The organism is Marinomonas algae, from assembly GCF_047525555.1.
Classification (GTDB): Bacteria; Pseudomonadota; Gammaproteobacteria; order Pseudomonadales; family Marinomonadaceae; genus Marinomonas.
Window position 1 is genome coordinate 466432 of record NZ_JBLIXK010000001.1, and the last position, 18283, is coordinate 484714.

An 18283-nucleotide genomic window follows, 5' to 3' on the forward strand; every position below is an offset into this window, starting at 1 on the left:
AATCTGCCGCGTAACAGAGTAAAGATAGCAGAGGAAAACAACCTCTCCTAGCAATGAAGTAAAAAATACCTTTTTTAGGAAACCGCTAAATTGAGTCTGAAAAAACCAAACCAGATTAAATAAGAATCATTCTTTAAAAGACGGGCAAACGAAAAGCGACATACCAGCCATAGGCCATGAAAATGTCATTTATATGCAATCAACCCTATCGAAAACTGCCAACAAGTATTAAAATCTGCGCAAATCCCCTACCCCTTCGTTAAGGATCTTTAATGACTTTGTCGACCAGTCAGTCAAGCAATGTCGTAGTTGTTAGTAACTCTTCAGATAACCCATTCGCTATTGATGTTGCTTATGCAATGGGCCAATACGATGACATTGCTGATTTAATCAGTATGAAGCAATTCATGAACTCCGAGTTCTGTCCTCGATTTATTTCAGATGAAGCCGACTTTGAAAACATAGGCCGTAAGCTAAAAGATAAATCCGTCATTATTGTTAGTACAGGCAGCCACATTAAAAGCCGTCAAGAACTGGCAATGGCGAATTTGATTATTGCTCGTGCCGCTAAAGAGAATGGTGCTGCTCGCGTTATTCTAGTAGAGCCAGATTTGTTCTACAGCGCACAAGATCGCGGCCCTCATAAAAGCCTAGGCGAAACCAGTTTCGAACGAGATATTAACGATATTAAGAAGTTCGACGGCCAACCTTTTACGGCCAAACTTTACGCTCAAATGCTGAAATTGTCAGGCGTGGACACTGTGATGACTATTCACAATCACTCTGATTCAGTACAGAAGATTTTTACAGAAGTATTTGAAGGGGACTTCCACAACCTCATTCCCTATGAGATTTACGCTCATTACTTGCTGAACTCAGACATTTTACATTACGGCGAAGATGGCGAAGGCTTAGTTCTTTGCGCGCCAGACAAGGGCGCTCGAGATTTCGTAAAAGAAATGTTTAACCGCCTTGGTTTGAGCAAAGCCAAGTTCATCATGCTAGACAAAGAACGTACCGCTGAACGTAAAGTAGAAATAACACTTCACAAAGAAAGCGAACACACGTTTGATGGTTTAGATGGCGCAAGTATTATCTTATTCGACGACATGGTTCGTACTGGCTCTACCGTCGTTAAATCTTGCCAATTTTTGAAGCAAATTAACCCGCAACGCATGGTATTTGCTGTATCTCACTTTTACGCAAGTGATGAAGGTCGAGAAAGAATGGCACATCCAGCCTTGGGTGAAATCTTAACCTTGAATACACTACCAACCATTTTGAACCGAGATGAGCAAGGTAGATTACGTAAGAAAATGGTCGTTCTGAAAGTAGAGAAATGGTTAGCTCAAGAGTTGTGCAATATTCTTGATCTACCAAATACTCAGGAGCCGAATCCATATAAAATTGACATGTCTTCTAAGAACCCTCGCTTTAAGCGCAAAATTTGGTTCAGTGAAGAGTTACACGAGCTTCAACCAAAATAAAAAAATGCCCAGTCACTCAAACAAGTGACTGGGCATTTTACATTTATTGTTAAGACTTAAAAGCCTTCTGTCAGGCACGAAACGACAGCAAAAGTATGTCTTTCATTTTTCGCTCTAATTCCACACTAGCCGCTTCAAAATCCTCACGCTCAACCTTGTATAAAAATGGCTGAACATTTCTTAGCTTTTTAATGGCTTGTGGATCTTCTGCTAGCAGCACGGCAACATAAGAAAAAGCATCATAGTAAGGGAACGCCTGTTCACGTAGAGCATTCAAGTAAGAATCGACTGTACCTTCACCAAAGACTTGCTTAATCGCTGTAATGGCGCCAAATACAGCAACGCCTTCACAAAGCGCGGGCACTTTCTGCTCTCCAGAACCTAGAGGATAAAGACCTCTGACCATTTCTTGAATCACATCTGCCAATAGCATGACATCATTTGTGAAACTTCTTGCAGGGATTTGAACCTTATAACGATAAGGCTCATTAGCGTATTCAAATACCACTGTCGGCTTGGCAATATTATCCAGTACATCAAAGCCATCAAACTTTGCTTCCGCCACTGCCTCACCAAAAAGAAACTCAACAGCAGGCAACCAAGCCGTGCGAAGCTTTTCTAATTTTTCGATCTGTATAGATTGAGAATCTGCCACAACCTTTTCCTTCTCTCTACTTTTATTAGGCAGAACCTTACCATAACCACGCCTCCCAAGCAGATAAAATTCAGTTGTTTATCAAATACAAACCCTCTTTCTGCGGCTAGGAGGCATCATTTAATTTACCCTCAACTTAGGTATGTTAGAATCATCGACCATACCAGCCGCAAGAGCGGTGGTTTAAGGAAAGCCTTTTTTATAATCAAGCTTTCATTACTCATTATTATCTAGGAGATTAAACCATGCGTCTTAATACGCTTAAAATCGGATTAGCGGCATTATTTGCAGCTTTACCTACTCTTGCATTGGCTCACGCTGGTCACGAACACTCTTCCAGCTTCATGACTGGTTTTATGCATCCTATCGGTGGTCTTGACCATTTGTTGGCTATGTTGGCAGTTGGTATTTGGGCAGCAAGTCTTGGTGGTCGAGCTTTGTTTACCGTGCCTTTGGCGTTCGTTGGCGCTATGTTAGTTGGTGGTGGTATGGCTGTTGCTGGAATACAGGTTCCATTTATTGAACAAGGTATTTTGTTATCTGTTATCTTGATGGGCGCTTTATTGGTTGGCAGCACTCGCTTCCCAACGGCAGTTTGTGCTTTAGTAGCTGGTTCATTTGCTTTGTTCCATGGTGCAGCACACGGTTTGGAAATGCCGTTGAATGCAAATGGCGCTTTGTACGCATTCGGCTTTGCTTCTGCGACCGCTCTATTGCACCTTATCGGCCTTGGCTTTGGTAGTCTCATTGCCCGTTTACAAGTAAACATTGCAACACGCATTACTGGTGGTGTTATTGCACTAACAGGCTTATTTCTAGCAATCGCATAATTTCTATGTAGCGCCATAAAATACAGTTTCCTATACGAAAGTTTTATGGCGCTTCATATTTGTAACAATCAAGTTACTAAACTTCGCAATCATCTCACTCCACTTACAAAAGTTTCCATTAAGCCTTTACCCTCTTAACATTCATGACATCTATTTACAAAATATGAAATATCAATACAGGGTTTATAGGTATCATTTAAGTATAAATTTTAAACAACCTTAAAGCAGGGAATTTGATTGAAAGAATTAAAAGCAACAAAGTTGTTTGCTACTTTTATTGCATGCACAGCTTTCATAAGCATTGTGGCATTAGGTGGGTATTGGACTCATTCAATGAATAAAGCAGCAATCAACCAACAGACTTCCACATTGAGTAGCTTGTCTCGTTCACAAGCTGCTTTTTTGGAACGTCGTTTATCTACTGCTTTTACTGCGACTCAAATTCTGGCTTATGAAGTAGAACATCATGATGGTGAATATTATTGGTTTGATGAATATTCAAATACTCTTTTAAATTCAATTGATGGCATTGAGAGCTTACAGCTAGCTCAAGACGCCATTATCAATAAAATATTTCCTTTAGAAGGAAATGAAGCGGCTATTGGTCTTAATATCCTATCCAATACGCAACATAAAGAAGAAGCCCTATCTGCTATTAAAAACCGTAAACTCATTAGTGTTGGACCTGTAAACCTTGTACAAGGTGGCATTGCTGTTATAGGTCGCGCACCAGTCTATCTTTATAGAGGCACTCAAAGGGAAATTTTTTGGGGATTCGCTTCCGCTGTTATTAATCTCAATAAGTTAATTGAAGCAACTCAACTCAAAGATCTCATTAATGAAGGTTACAGATACGATCTTTCGAGAATTAACATCATTTCTGGCCAAGAAGTTATGTTGTCTAAATCCGAACAACCTCTTACAGAAGTGCAAGCCTCTGCTGACCTTATTATTCCTGCCGGACAATGGAAGCTTACCATCAGTAAACCAATGGAAGAGCAGCTATTCAATAGAAATGTAACTGGCTACTCTATTAGCCTTTTAATGGCCATCACCATTGCCATTGGATTGTATCTAATATTGATACAACCTCAGCGCCTCAGAATCTTAGTTAAAGAAAAAACAAAAGAATTAGAAGAGCTTGCTTACAAAGACCCTTTAACTGGCTTACCAAACCGTCGCTACTTACAAAATTATTTACCTGATGCTTTATATAAGACTCAAAAGCGCCAAAAGGCCTCTGCTTTTATCTATTTTGATTTAGATAACTTTAAACGCATAAACGATACCCTTGGACATGATGTCGGAGATCAAATCCTGGTTATCGTAGCAAACCGTCTCAACACTCTAAAAGGCAACTCTAACCTAGTTATACGACTAGGTGGTGATGAATTCGGAATCATTCTAAACGATATTCAAAGCTATGAAGAAGCAGCTGAGTATGCAAACAAAATATTAGACAATATAAAGGAACCCATTGTTATCAATAACAATAAGTTCACGCTAACAACATCACTTGGCGTTGCCATGATCCCAGAGCACGGGCATGACCTTGTCACCATAATGCAAAACTCTGACATGGCTTTATATCAGGCCAAACTAGAAGGCAAAAACCAATATGCTTTTTACAACGAAAGCATAAAAATGAATGCCTACACACAAATGCAAAGTGAGTATGATCTGGACCAAGCTATACGAGAAAACGAATTCGAGCTGTATTACCAACCTCAGTTCGATCTAAAAACAAATAAAATATGCGCTGCTGAAGCACTGATTCGCTGGAATCACCCAGAAAAAGGGTTAGTTTTTCCAGACCATTTTATTCCTCTTGCCGAAAGCTCTGGCAAAATCGTTGAGTTAGGCTACTGGATTTTAGAAAATGCCATCGCTTACCAAGCCAAACGCAAGCGTGATGGACAGCCAGAAATTTTATTGCATATTAATTTATCTTCTAAGCAGATTTCTGACCCTAACCTTGTTCAATTTGTCCAAGAGTTACTTTTAAAGTATCAGGTGTCAGCATCGTCTGTTGGCTTTGAAATCACAGAAACATTGATACTTGAAGATCTAGAACTGGCTAAAAGTATTCTTCAAACTTTCAAAAATATGGGGATGTGTATTGCTATTGATGATTTTGGCACAGGCTATTCATCGCTTGCACAACTTAAACATCTGCCTGTTAGTCTGCTTAAAATTGATCGTAGCTTTGTTATGGATTTGGAGCATGACATTAACGATAGAAAAATCATTGAAGCCATTATTGCCATGGCACACAAACTACACATAAAAGTGTTAGCAGAGGGAATAGAGACAAAATCACAATGGGAGATGCTTGAGTCTTTCCATTGCAACTTAGGTCAAGGCTATTATGTCAGCAAAGCCGTATCTGGATCTGATTTTTACAGGATCCCTCTGACCATTAAACACCAAACATCTAACGAATACGCTTAATTGCACTTTATTAAGGTAACAGACATAAAAAAGCCCCAAGTACAAATGCACTTGGGGCTTTTTGATTTTCTAACGCCTATATTAAGACGCTAAACAAATCGCACGTCCATGATTATGAGACTCGACAAGCTCTTTGTGTAAACTGCAAATCGCTTTTTCATAGTCTTCTTCATCAACGACAAATTGCATGTCTACTTGACGCATAGATTGGTGCATAGCCAAGACATTAACCTCTTGCTCTGCAATTGCTTTTACAGCTTTAGCCAACATACCTGTCGTCTTCATATCACTACCAATCGCTGACACAATCGCCACTTTACGTTGGGTGATCTCAGCACCTTCAAAGCGCTCTTGTAAAACTTGCATAACACGCTTTAGGATTTTTAAATTAATCGCTAAATAGTGCGTAATGGTGTTAGCGTTAATGTCTTTAGCAATAATATGGACATTAAATTGGCTCAGTACTTTAAGAATCGCCATATCAAATTTATCGATATCGCCCGCCATTTCTTGGTCAAATATTTCAACCGCGAACACTCCACGACAACCAGCAATGATCTCAACACAAGGCGCATCACTGACATAATCGCCTGTGATTAAAGTACCAGTGTGGTCTGGTTCGAAGGTATTTTTAACACGAAGAGAAATATTACTCTGACGCAAACCTTTAGCGGCTTTAGGGTGAATCGCTTCCATCCCAAGGTTAGCCAGCTGATCCGCTACGTCATAGTTAGTACGACCGATTGGTACAGCTTTCGCTTCGCCAACCAAACGTGGGTCTGCACTGCTCAAATGAAACTCTTTGTGGATCACTGCTTCACGCGCTTCTGTCAAAACAGCAATACGGCTAAAAGTCATTTCACTGTAGCCACGGTCGAATGTTGACATTAGACCAGTCTCACTATGAGCATAACCTGTAGCAATAGGTAATTCTTTATGTAGATCAACATCTTTAAATGCATCAACAATGCGCTCATCAAGCGACATTTGACTTGGACTGTTCCAGCCAGTCAGATCAACAAAAACAGCATTCACGCCGTCTCGCTTTAATAAATGCGCCGTGTTCCAAGCACTGTGAGCTTCACCAATACTTGCTAGCATTTCTCGTACTGTTGCAAGGTGCTCACTGATTGAGAAATGGCCATGCTGACAAAGACGATACAAGTCTTCAAGGCACTCTTGAGCATCTTTTAAACGCTCAAGTAAAAAAGCATCCGCTTGGTCACGTAACTCGCCCGCATCAAACAGGCTATGGTTGATCTCAAGCATGGCGGCGCGCACTTCTTCTAATGCTGGCAACCAATGGTTCTGCTGACGGTCATAAGCAAACAAAGCATACACACCAGCGTCGCCTGTTTTCTTATGTTCCAACAATTTATCTGTCATGCCAGCATAAGCAGACACCACAAAAATTCGCTGATACATGCTATGCGCTTGAGTCGGTTTAAAAATGATATTATCTCTAACCGAACGGTAGTCGCTCATAGACGTACCGCCGATTTTTTCAACTGTGTGCTGTCCCATTACTTACCCAATTCTTAAAAGGCCTAGAAGCGAAAAAGTACGTTATTCGCTCAGAATAAAAAATGATCGCTATAGTGTCATAATAGTGCAAAAAACTTAAGCACTTTTGTATGAATTGCACTCAAATAGTCCAAATTATTATTCTAGAATTTCATACGCCCCTTCGGCATTATGAACTTCCTTTCCAGTAATTGGTGGATTAAACACACAAGCCAATTTCAACTCTTTAAACGCTCTTAATGTATGGGCATCATGCTTATCTAAAACATACACAACACCCGGTTTGATCGAATGTTTCTGTCCAGTTTCACGGCTTTCCACTTCACCTTCACCTTCAATGCAATACACAGATTCAAGGTGATTTTGATAATGCATGTCGAAGTCTTTACCTTCATAAATCGTCGTAATATGAAAAGAAAACCCCATCTTGTCTTCTTTTAATAAAAGTCGAGTACTTTCCCAGTTTCCATCGGGAGAAACCACTCGGCGTTCTGTTTTTTCGCATTCAGCTAGGTCTCGTGCAAACATGTCTCACTCCTAATTTTGTTCTAAAAAAAACACGCCTGCTGGTTAACAAACGTGTTCTTATCGTTAATCTTTAAACGGCAATATCGTAATTTTCATCAAAGTAGCTTTTGGCTTCTGGCATATCGTCTTCTTTCGCACATACATCACGAATAGCGCGCTCTAAAATATCAATACCCTGCTCTAAATCTTCATCTTTAATAATCAAAGGACATAGGAATTTCACTACCTGATCATCCGCTCCAGACGTCTCAATCATCAAACCATTCTGGAAACATTTCTTTGTGATTTTATCGGCTAATTCGCCGCTCACGCAGTTAATACCACGCATCATGCCTCGACCTTGAACAGTGAAATTCCCTTCACCAAATTCATTGACTATGGCCTGTGTACGCTGATGGATGTAATCGCCCTTACGCTTAATGTCTTTCTCGAAGGCATCGTCTTTCCAATAGGTTTCAATCGCTGCTTTTGCCGTCACAAACGCAAGGTTATTACCTCGGAAAGTACCGTTATGCTCGCCAGGTTTCCATTCATCAAGCTCAGGGCGCATCAATACCACAGCGAATGGCAAACCATAACCACTTAATGATTTAGACATAGTGACAATATCAGGCTGAATGCCTGCACCTTCAAAACTAAAGAAAGTGCCTGTGCGACCACAACCAGCTTGGATGTCATCCACAATCAGCAACACACCATGCTTTTTACAAACCGCTTCAAGGTTCTGTAACCACTCAAAGCCAGCCACATTAATGCCGCCCTCACCTTGGACTGTTTCAACGATCACGGCAGCAGGCAAATCAACACCACTACTAGAATCGGTAAGCACCTTGTCCAGATATTCTGTGGTTTCTATGCCTTCACCTAAATAGCCATCAAATGGCACAGTCGATACACCTGCACCTAATGTCATACCTGCCGCACCACGGTGATGCGAGTTCCCCGTAACAGACAAAGCGCCTAAGCTACAACCGTGAAAGCCATTGGTAAAACTGATGATATTTTCTCGACCTGTGACGTTACGCGCCAGCTTCAATGCCGCTTCAACCGCATTGGTTCCAGTTGGGCCAGTAAACTGCATCATGTACTCAAAGCCACGAGGCTCTAAAATGTGCTTTTTAAAGGTTTCCAAAAACTCACCTTTGGCTTTGGTGTGCATATCTAAACCGTGAGTAATACCATCTTCCAAGATGTACTCTATGAGCTTTTCCTTGAGGATTGGGTTGTTATGCCCGTAATTCAGAGTCCCTGCACCAGCCAAAAAGTCCAGATACTTATTGCCCTCTTGATCGTATAAATGTGCGCCTTGCGCTCTATGGAAAACTCGCGGAAAAGAACGTGCGTAAGATTGAACTTCGGATTCAATTTCATCAAAAATTTTCATATTAAGTACCCTGTTAAGTTAAAAGTGTTAGAAGAGAAAAATAAAACGTCTTAGTCATGTCGCTTTTTAGCGTGGGATAGGGCCGATTTTGGCAAGGTGCTCAGTCTCATGTTGTCCTTTGAAATGTTGTTCTTTATCGAACATCACCGACTTTTCTAATACGGCGCCTAACTCATTAGTCAAACTTCTAAACAAAGCCCAAGATCCTTGGTTATCTGCTGTAATGCTCGTTTCTATATGCGTTACATCACGACAAAAAGGTCTTTCAAGCAAAGCTGATAACATCTTCTTAGCTAACCCTTGTCCTCGCATCTGATCGCTCACAGCAACCTGCCAAACAAATAAAGTATTTTGAGCATTCGGCAATATGTATCCAGAAATAAAGCCAACTAGCTCACCATCTTCTAAACGAGCCATGATAGAAGTTTCACTAAAATGGCTGGCTTGTAGTAAGTTGCAATAAACAGAATTTGTGTCCAATGGTGGGCAAGAAGCAATCAGTTTATGGACTGCCATTCCATCCATTGCGCTTGGTTTATCAAAAAGTATTTTTTTGCCATTCATAGCCACATCCATTAGAAAACAAATTATTTAGAAAACTATATATCTATCCACTACTAGAAAAAGTTATTTATAAACAAAGAGAAAATTAAAAACTTTGCTTTAAACAACAGAAACTATAGTTTGATGTCTAAACATTATACCTAAAAATATTATTTCGTCTAGAAAATAGTTAGAGATCTAACCATATACACATCAAGAGCAAGTAAAAAACACACAATAAATACGATTAATAAGCCTTTGAGGAGAAAGAAAGATAAGCAAAATTGCCTTTTTTTGTTGCATATAGACGCAGAAGTTTGGAAAATCCTGCCGGATTTCAAAGTTTGGCTTATTAAGCGTTCATTTACTTCTGATGCAACAAGAGTGTAAAAGCAGTCGCAAAACAAACTTTGACTACAATATATTTTTTATTTTTTTAATCATTTAGAGATAATTATGACAAATAAAACATCTATCCAAGGCTCCTGGGCGAGTCGTTGGATATTCATTTTGGCAGCGACGGGTTCTGCCGTTGGTTTAGGTAATATTTGGAAGTTCCCATACATCACAGGTGAAAATGGCGGCGGCGCGTTCGTTTTGGTTTACCTTGTTTGTATCGTATTAGTTGGTATTCCTATTATGATGGCTGAAGTGTTTATTGGTCGTCGTGCTCGAAAAAATCCAATCAATGCCCTCGTTGATGTAGCCGAAGAATCTGAAGGCTCTAAAAAATGGGGTCTTATCGGTCTGATGGGCATGCTATCAGGTGTGTTTATTTTCTCTTTCTACTCTGTTGTCGCAGGCTGGGTTCTACATTACATAAAAGTCATGCTGACAGGCGAAATGGCCAATGTTACTTCAGAACAAGCCAGCGCCGCTTTCGGTGCATTGCTTTCTGATCCTGCCACTCTACTAATCTGGCACACTATTTTTAGTGTTATGTCGATCGCTGTTGTTGCTGCAGGTATCAACAAAGGTATCGAGACAGCAACTCGCATCATGATGCCAGCTTTGTTCGTTCTATTATTAATTCTTCTTGGCTATGCAATGACGACAGATGGCTTTGCTGCTGGCGTTGATTTCATGTTCCATTTTGACGTAAGCCAACTATCTTGGAATGCCGTTCTTGTTGCTTTAGGCCACTCTTTCTTTACCTTATCTTTGGGTATGGGAACCATCATGGCATACGGCTCTTACATGACGAAGAAAGCCTCTATTGGTAAGACAGTATTGGCTATCGGTGCATTGGACACGATTGTGGCTTTGGTTGCAGGTTTGGCTATTTTCCCAATCATTTTTGCCAACAATATGGACCCAGCTGCAGGGCCAGGGTTGATGTTTATGTCCTTACCAGTGGCGTTCGGACAAATGCCTTTCGGTCAATTATTCGGTGTATTGTTCTTTGTCTTAGTCGGCATTGCCGCTTGGACTTCAGCTATTTCTCTATTAGAGCCAACTGTTGCTTTCTTAGTTGAAAAGTTTGAAATGAAACGTACTTCCGCGTCTATTCTTCTTGGTTCTGGTGTGTGGGCGTTGGGCTTAGCTTGCCTAGGATCATTCAATGTCATCTCCGATGTTACTTTCTTCGGTAAGAACACATTTGATTTATTAGACTATATTACTGCCAACATCATGTTGCCATTAGGCGGCATCTTGATCGCATTGTTTGCCGGTTGGGTAGTAAAAGACAAGTTTGCTCAGGACGAGCTAGAACTATCGGACACAGTATTTAAACTTTGGAAAGTTTCGATGAAATTTACAGCGCCAGTTGCTGTCGCTATTGTTTTATATTTCCTTCTGTTCCCTATGTCTTAATTTGAGTTCTTCATCACCCACTAAAGTTCTCTTTAGTGGGTGTTTTGAAGATGCCAAATCACTCAAGAAACCTACATAGATCTTAAAGCGTAGCTCTCTCCTGCAGATTGAAATGTCTTAGTAATAGCCGCTTCAGCGTCTGAGTAAAATGACTGAGCATTTGGCCCTTTTGCTTCTTTAAGCTTTTGAAATTTATTCCAAAATACTTCGTGGAAGTAAAACGCCACAGTGTTGATTGCTGGCTCTACAATGGCAACCAAACCACCAACAATAAAGCTTCCTGTAATCAAGTAAGCCACAGTGAAGGCAATTGAAAAGTGCATAACAGCGAATGTAATAGTTTTAGTCATTTGAATCTCCTCTTTTGATTTAATAAAGATATTAGATGAGAAGATTAAATAACCAAAATATATTATTAATATTTGTCTGATAGTTTTTTATTAAATGCGCTTTATAAAACTGCTTACCCCTTCCAACGCTTCGGAATACACTTCTACACTGCCTTGCATGGTTATATTTAGTTCATGGGCTGCCAACCAAAAACCTGCGCCTACTGCTGTAACAGGCTTTTCCCATTGCTGCATTTGTGAGATGAGGTCTAACGACTTCGGAGCCTGTTCATTTTCGCAAAATACCAATATAGATTGCGCATCAACACCTTCAACTAGGTGAGACCAGTCATCTGCTTGCTGAGCGTTTGGCACAACTCGACAAGATATTCCCTTGTCTAACAACATAGCAGCCGCCATATAACACCAAAGCACTCGCTGAGACATCAAACCTGTAATCAATACCTTAGGCGCATGCTTTACTTGAGATCGAAAATTATTTGTTCGCGCAATCAGACACGACAGAATAACGGACTCGCAAAATGCTAATGCCGCTCCTTTGCCCAACTTTTCAAAACTGGGCAACAACCAGTCTCGCACAGCAATATCAGCAGGGTATTGCGAAAACACTTGCTGATAAAGCTGCTCTATTTTTTCCTCTTGGAAGCCTTGTGATGCTTTTAACAAAGACGCCTGCCAATCTAACCACTCATTTGATGGCGAAACACCCTCAACGGCCGTTCCTTGATCTAACAAAGCACGCACCTTGCTCACTGCAACACCTTGCTGAATCCAACGCAGTATTCCTTCCACACGCTGCACATCACCTTGATCATAAAGGCGATGACCTTTCTTTGTTCGCTTTGGTTTCAACAAGCCATAACGACGCTCCCAAGCTCGTAAGGTGACGGAGTTCACACCGGTCTTCAAAGACAGCTCTCTAATAGGAAAGTAAGAAGAACTGTCTAAAACGAGAGATTCATCCAACACATCTGACGCGTCGGCATTCGCCACTTCTTCATTTTGGTTTGATTGGCTCATTTTCATTTCCAATAAATATCAACACTAAAAACAGAGATACACACAATAAAACCCATTGTGACCTAAACTTATTCAACAGGCAAAATCTATACAAATATTTTTTTGTACAATAAACTTGCTTTTATTGTACAAGTTTCTATATTGTATAAGAAAGACAACAAAGAAAGCGGAGCAATATCATTATGAGCACACAGACAAGAGACAAGAATGAAGCACTCATCTTTGATATTGCCATTGTTGGTGCTGGTCTAGCCGGAAGTTTATCTGCTCATCTGTTATCAGAATCTGGCTATAAGGTATGTGTTATAGAAAAAGGCCGCGGAAGCGGTGGCCGAGCAAGCAGCAAAAAAATCGCGGACGACATCAGCTGTGATCTGGGCACCCCTTTTATCTACGCACACCAACCAGAGTCAAAAGAAATATTGGAAAAGCTGGTAAAAGAAAATATTGCAGCGCCGTGGAAACAATGTAGCAAGCCAGAGGCTCAAGCTTTTGTTGGTGTACCAAAAATGAGTGTGATTACTCGCCATTGGCTAAATCAATCGACATTTATTACTGAAACACGAGTCCATCACATAGAACAGGTTCACAGTGATAACAATCAACCGACTTGGTTACTAAGAGACGATAAATATCAAAAAGTGGTTCATGCTAAAAAGATCATCATCACGGCACCAGCACCACAAGCCGCGATGATATTGGCCACCCATGCTGATTTAGCCGTTCTATTGTTAAGAGCAAATCAGGCAAGCAAAACATATCAGTCACAATGGGCCATGTGGTTAGAAGCAAGCAGCAGCGACTTGAATGCTTTGATCGAATTCGATCAAGGTCCTATTGCTCGAATGATAAAAGATAACCATAAGCCTATGCGTAAAGGCGATGATGTAGATCGCTGGGTTATTCAAGCCGATACAAAGTGGACAAGTGAACACCTTGATGCTGATAAAAAACAAATCACTCAAGCACTTCTTCAAGCTTTTTCGGAGCATACAGAACAAAGAGCGATAAAACACGGCGAGCCACATAGATGGTTATTAGGCCGATTTGAACAAAACAAAGGTAATCAACCTTTTGCCTGGTCCCCCGAACACAATGTTGGATTGGCTGGCGATTGGTTATTTCAAGGTGATGCTGAGGGTGCCATTTTAAGCGCTTTTTTCCTCACAAATGCAATAAAAGACAGCCGTTGAACTATCCGTTTATTTTTAGTTAACAACTCATCTTTTGGAGAATAAAAATGCCATTATTTCATACACCAGATCAGCTAGAACAAAAAATACCAGTTGGAATCAGCGCTTGTTTGTTAGGAGACAATGTCCGTTTTAATGGCGGACACAGTAACTCCGACTATTGCAATAAAGTACTGACTAACTATTTTGAGTATCAAAAATTTTGCCCAGAAGTAGCAGCAGGATTTGGTACACCTCGCCCAACATTGCGCTTAGAAGGTGATCCAAAAGACCCTAGAATGGTCTTCACAAAACAAACAGACAAAAATGTCTCAGATGTTTTTATGGACAGTTCAAACGCATATCTTGAAAAGCTTTCTCATCTTGATGGCTACATTGTGATGAAAAACTCACCGAGCTGTGGCTTAGAGCGAATTAAGGTGTACCAAGAAAATGGACATCCTCATATGCAAAGAAGTGCCGGCCTTTTCACTAAAGAGTTGCAAAAGCGCTACCCTCTTTTACCAATCGAAGAAGATGGCCGTCTGAATGATCCAAAGTTAAGAGAGAACTTTTTGCTACGAGTATTTACCCACCATGACTTCCGTCACAGTGTCGGTGAATCAACTCAAATGAAAGACCTAATTGCATTCCATAGCCGATACAAATACATGGTGATGGCGCATTCTCAACCAGTATATCGCCAACTTGGTCGTCTACTTGCTGGGAACGATCCAAGACCAGTGAGTGAATTAAGAGATGCGTACTTTGAAATATTAATGACCACATTGTCTAAACCAGCACAGCGTAAAAATCACTGTAACGTATTGATGCATTTGATTGGTTATCTGAAACATGCTGTCGATGTTTCAGTACGAAAAGACATTATCAATGTGGTCGAGCAGTATCGTCGTGGGGAAGTGAATCTAGCGACACCAATGACGCTACTTCAACATTATTTAAAACATTACGGCAGCGAATACATCAATCAACAAAGCTACTTTGCTCCGTACCCAACGCCATTAGGTATTCGCAACACTATTTAGTAAAACATCGAATAGCAGGACTCAGACATCGAATGAAAATTGAACACCTAGTTTGGCTAAGGAATGATCTCCGTAGCATAGATAATCCAGCGCTTTACCATGCTTCTAAGCAAGGTAAAGTGGCTGTTGTTATTACAATTACACCACAACAATGGAAAGAGCATAACGAATCTGATGCAAAAACAGGCTTGAGAGCAGGTTTGATTCAAACACTAAGTGAGTCTTTGGCTGAACTTGGCATTCCGTTATATCTCATTCATGCCGAAAAATTTTCACAGCTTCCAGATAAAATAACGCAATTCTGTTTGGAAAATGACATCAAGCACCTTTGGTTCAACCATGATTTGCCCGTGCATGAGCAACAAAGAGACCAAGCCGTTTTTGAAGCATTAAAAAAGCACAATATTGCGACACACATTCAATCTGTAGATTTAATTGTTCCTCAAGCTGTATTAAGCCAACAAGGCACACCCTTTAAAGTCTTCACGCCTTTCTTTAAACGTTGGGTTACGCTGCTAGCTCAACAAGACATCACACCATTTCCAGCCCCTGAGCCTCAATCCGAACCGATAGAACCTATCTTACTCGACTTAAATTGGAACAAACCGTTCAGGGAAGATTTATGGCCAGCAGACCAAGACATTGCCAAACAACGTCTTTGGCAGTTTTGTCATCATAAAGAGCGCCATTATCAAGATGGCAGAGATTATCCGATACAGCCTGCTACCAGTACCATCTCTCCTTATCTCGCATTAGGCGCCTTAGGACCAAGGCAATGTTTAGAAGCTATTCTTTATACTTGTGACCAAGAAGAAAGGGATTGGCAAGACAGCATTTGGTTAAAAGAACTGGCATGGCGAGACTTTTATCGTCAGCTAATGGGACACTTCCCTTTGCTGTCCATGAATCAACCTTTTAAACCAGACACCAACCTATTACGTTGGAGCAACAATCAAGATGAGTTTCACGCATGGTGCGAAGGCAGAACAGGATTCCCTATCGTAGATGCCGCCATGAGACAGCTCAATCAGACTGGCTGGATGCATAATCGCCTTAGAATGATCACAGCAAGCTTTTTTACCAAGTTGCTTTTTGCTGATTGGCGAAAAGGCGAAGCGTATTTTATGAGCAAGCTGATTGACGGTGAATTTTCAGCGAATAATGGCGGCTGGCAATGGAGTGCATCAACTGGATGTGATGCTGTACCTTATTTCCGAGTTTTTAACCCAACAAGGCAATCTGAAACTTACGATAAAACAGGTGAATTCATTAAACGCTTTGTACCAGAACTCGCCGAACTAGACTCAAAATCAATACACAATCCGAGTTCAGAGCAAAGAGCCAAATGTCATTACCCAGAACCTATTGTGGATTATAAATCTTCTAGATTGGCTGCTATTGCAGCCTTTGACGAGTTAAAAAACCTTTCATAACCCCCTTTTGGTCTAGGGGAAAAACACACGATAACAAAGTTTTTCTTCTAGACCTTTCTAATACCGAAAACCCCATCTATACTTTGAACTCTAATAGATTTAAACTTAGCGCGATAAACGCTTTCGAAAAGCAATTTCTACAACACTTTCTGGACCCTCTTATCGTTATGTCTGATTCACAACACCTACATGATGTACTTGTTAACTTACGACGCATTATCCGAGCAACGGATTTGCAATCAAAGCGCGTTGTTAAAGCCTGCGGCCTAACCATTCCACAAATTATGGTGCTGCGCTCTATTGAAGAGCTTGGTGACGTAACTGTAAGACGTATTTCAGACAGCGTTTCATTAAGTCAGGCGACCGTTACAACTATCTTAAATCGCTTGGAAGATAGAAAATTCGTAGAACGCGTCAGAGCACAAAAAGACAAACGCATTGTTAATGCTCGATTAACAAGTTTAGGACAAGACATACTGAAAACAGCACCGCCGTTGCTGCATGAAAAATTCATCGACGAATTTGGATCATTAGACGACTGGGAACAAACCCAAGTCCTATCTTCATTACAACGAGTTGCGGTTATGATGGATGCAGAGTCTCTGGATGCAGCACCTTTGCTCGTTATTAATTCCCCTAATGCATAATCATTACAAAACCTTAAGAAAGACATCACAATAGCCTCATTCATTAGTATGGGAGTCTAAAAAAGAAGATACTTTTTTTAGATTTTCATACTAAAAACGTCACTTTTTTGCCTTATTTTGCAATAAATCCCCCTAAAACCCATTCTTATCTAACTACTTTTTTTATTGATCTATAATGAAAATCCTTGTGAATACTGGGTTTCAAAGAAGCCTTATTCGTTTTTTCGTGATTTGTCAGACGATTAGATTTGATGTATAAATATTAGATCTATAAAGTAATTACAATTAAATCAATCTCTTTACGATACCCAAAGGAACCAAATCATGCATATAAAGACTCTTTCTGCACTGACGGTAATGCTTTCAGCATCTTCGGCTTTTGCAGCAAACAATGAATGTGGCGACCTAACAATTGCTGACATGACTTGGAACTCAGCAACGCTAATCGCAAACATCGATAGCTTCATCCTTAGTGAAGGCTATGACTGTGACGTTGAACTAGTTCCTGGTGATACAAACGCAACAGGTGCTTCAATCATCGAACGAGGCGAGCCTGATATTGCTCCAGAATTATGGTCAAATTCTATGGCCGAAGCATTAAACAAAGGTGCTGCAGACAAACGTATCCGTTTCGCTGGTAAATCATTATCAGATGGTGGTGAAGAAGGTTTTTGGATTCCAAAATACTTAGTAGACGAAAATCCTAAACTTGTTTCTATGGAAGAAATCCTAAAACACCCTGAATTGTTTAAACATCCAGAAGATGATTCATTGGGCGCATTGTACAGCTGCCCAGCAGGCTGGAACTGCCAAATCTCTACTGGCCACTTATACGAAGCATTCAACATGGAAGAGCGTGGCTTTGACCTAATTGATCCAGGTTCATCTGCTGGTCTGTCTGGCTCTATCGCTAAAGCATATGAGCGTAAAGAAGGTTGGTTAGGTTACTACTGGGCGCCTACTGCTGTTTTAGGTAAATATGAAATGGTAAAAGTAGACTTTGGTTCTGGCGTTAACTTGGAACACTTCCAAACTTGTTTAACACAAGAATACTGTGAAGATCCAAAACCAAGCATGTACCCACCTTCCCCTGTTGATACGATCACAACAGAAGCATTAGCAAGCGAAAAGCCAGCTGTATATGAATACTTAACAAAACGTTCATTCACAAACGCAAAAATGAACACTTTGTTGGCTTGGATGGAAGACAACCAAGCTGAAGGTTACATTGCTGCTGAATACTTCTTAGAAAATAATGAAGACATTTGGTCTACTTGGGTTACTAAAGACGCTGCTGAGAAAATAAAAGCCGCTCTTAACTAAAAGTAACTTATATGACAAAGCACTAGAGTCATGAAATAAATGTCGATAGTGCTTTTTTACTTTTCCTAATACACA

16 protein-coding genes are annotated in these 18283 nt (G+C 40.5%); 9 read left to right on the forward strand and 7 right to left on the reverse strand.

The window, feature by feature from the left end:
• Positions 1-272: 272 nt before the first annotated feature.
• Positions 273-1487 (forward strand): phosphoribosyltransferase family protein, encoded by a 1215-nt coding sequence (locus ACMUMQ_RS02175; RefSeq protein ID WP_414680404.1) that lies wholly within the window; start codon positions 273-275, stop codon positions 1485-1487.
• A gap of 70 nt (positions 1488-1557) precedes the next feature.
• On the opposite strand, the gene ACMUMQ_RS02180 is transcribed toward ACMUMQ_RS02175, so the two are convergent.
• Positions 1558-2142 (reverse strand): hypothetical protein, encoded by a 585-nt coding sequence (locus ACMUMQ_RS02180; protein ID WP_414680405.1) that lies wholly within the window; start codon positions 2140-2142, stop codon positions 1558-1560.
• Between the two features lie 245 nt (positions 2143-2387).
• Here ACMUMQ_RS02180 and ACMUMQ_RS02185 point away from each other — a divergent pair, with 245 nt between their 5' ends.
• On the forward strand, positions 2388-2972 hold the full coding sequence (locus ACMUMQ_RS02185; RefSeq protein WP_414680406.1) for a HupE/UreJ family protein: 585 nt from the start codon (positions 2388-2390) through the stop codon (positions 2970-2972).
• Between the two features lie 237 nt (positions 2973-3209).
• Positions 3210-5423: a bifunctional diguanylate cyclase/phosphodiesterase gene (locus ACMUMQ_RS02190; RefSeq protein WP_414680407.1), complete on the forward strand. Its 2214-nt coding sequence runs from the start codon at positions 3210-3212 to the stop codon at positions 5421-5423.
• Between the two features lie 81 nt (positions 5424-5504).
• Here the strand turns inward: ACMUMQ_RS02190 and ACMUMQ_RS02195 are convergent, their stop codons facing one another.
• From ACMUMQ_RS02195 to ectA, 4 genes are all read right to left on the reverse strand, one after another.
• Complete coding sequence (locus tag ACMUMQ_RS02195; protein ID WP_414680408.1) at positions 5505-6947, reverse strand: aspartate kinase; 1443 nt, start codon at positions 6945-6947, stop codon at positions 5505-5507.
• 138 nt (positions 6948-7085) lie between these two features.
• Positions 7086-7475, reverse strand: a complete 390-nt coding sequence (locus ACMUMQ_RS02200; protein ID WP_317003117.1) for an ectoine synthase — start codon at positions 7473-7475, stop codon at positions 7086-7088.
• Positions 7476-7545: 70 nt separating this feature from the next.
• Positions 7546-8859: a diaminobutyrate--2-oxoglutarate transaminase gene (ectB, locus tag ACMUMQ_RS02205; protein ID WP_414680409.1), complete on the reverse strand. Its 1314-nt coding sequence runs from the start codon at positions 8857-8859 to the stop codon at positions 7546-7548.
• Positions 8860-8925: 66 nt separating this feature from the next.
• Positions 8926-9423, reverse strand: a complete 498-nt coding sequence (gene ectA, locus ACMUMQ_RS02210; protein WP_414680410.1) for a diaminobutyrate acetyltransferase — start codon at positions 9421-9423, stop codon at positions 8926-8928.
• A 435-nt stretch (positions 9424-9858) separates the two neighbouring features.
• Between ectA and ACMUMQ_RS02215 the strand changes: the two genes are divergently transcribed.
• Positions 9859-11217, forward strand: coding sequence for a sodium-dependent transporter (locus ACMUMQ_RS02215; RefSeq protein ID WP_414680411.1), 1359 nt, complete (start codon positions 9859-9861; stop codon positions 11215-11217).
• Between the two features lie 71 nt (positions 11218-11288).
• On the opposite strand, the gene ACMUMQ_RS02220 is transcribed toward ACMUMQ_RS02215, so the two are convergent.
• Both ACMUMQ_RS02220 and ACMUMQ_RS02225 read right to left on the reverse strand, forming a co-directional pair.
• On the reverse strand, positions 11289-11567 hold the full coding sequence (locus ACMUMQ_RS02220) for a DUF2061 domain-containing protein (RefSeq protein WP_414680412.1): 279 nt from the start codon (positions 11565-11567) through the stop codon (positions 11289-11291).
• A gap of 90 nt (positions 11568-11657) precedes the next feature.
• On the reverse strand, positions 11658-12587 hold the full coding sequence (locus ACMUMQ_RS02225; protein WP_414680413.1) for a MerR family transcriptional regulator: 930 nt from the start codon (positions 12585-12587) through the stop codon (positions 11658-11660).
• Between the two features lie 182 nt (positions 12588-12769).
• Between ACMUMQ_RS02225 and ACMUMQ_RS02230 the strand changes: the two genes are divergently transcribed.
• The 5 genes from ACMUMQ_RS02230 (at position 12770) to ACMUMQ_RS02250 (ending at position 18208) form a co-directional block, all read left to right on the forward strand.
• The gene (locus ACMUMQ_RS02230) at positions 12770-13780 is read left to right on the forward strand and encodes an NAD(P)/FAD-dependent oxidoreductase (RefSeq protein WP_414680414.1); all 1011 of its coding nucleotides are present in this window, start codon (positions 12770-12772) and stop codon (positions 13778-13780) included.
• A gap of 47 nt (positions 13781-13827) precedes the next feature.
• Entirely contained in the window at positions 13828-14805 is a 978-nt protein-coding gene (locus tag ACMUMQ_RS02235) for a YbgA family protein (protein WP_414680415.1), read from the forward strand.
• Between the two features lie 32 nt (positions 14806-14837).
• Positions 14838-16238, forward strand: a complete 1401-nt coding sequence (gene phrB, locus ACMUMQ_RS02240; protein ID WP_414680416.1) for a deoxyribodipyrimidine photo-lyase — start codon at positions 14838-14840, stop codon at positions 16236-16238.
• 167 nt (positions 16239-16405) lie between these two features.
• Positions 16406-16885 carry a MarR family winged helix-turn-helix transcriptional regulator gene (locus ACMUMQ_RS02245; RefSeq protein WP_414680417.1) on the forward strand — a complete coding sequence of 160 codons (480 nt, stop codon included), beginning with the start codon at positions 16406-16408 and terminating at the stop codon, positions 16883-16885.
• A gap of 324 nt (positions 16886-17209) precedes the next feature.
• On the forward strand, positions 17210-18208 hold the full coding sequence (locus tag ACMUMQ_RS02250) for an ABC transporter substrate-binding protein (RefSeq protein ID WP_414680418.1): 999 nt from the start codon (positions 17210-17212) through the stop codon (positions 18206-18208).
• The last annotated feature ends 75 nt before the right edge of the window (positions 18209-18283 follow it).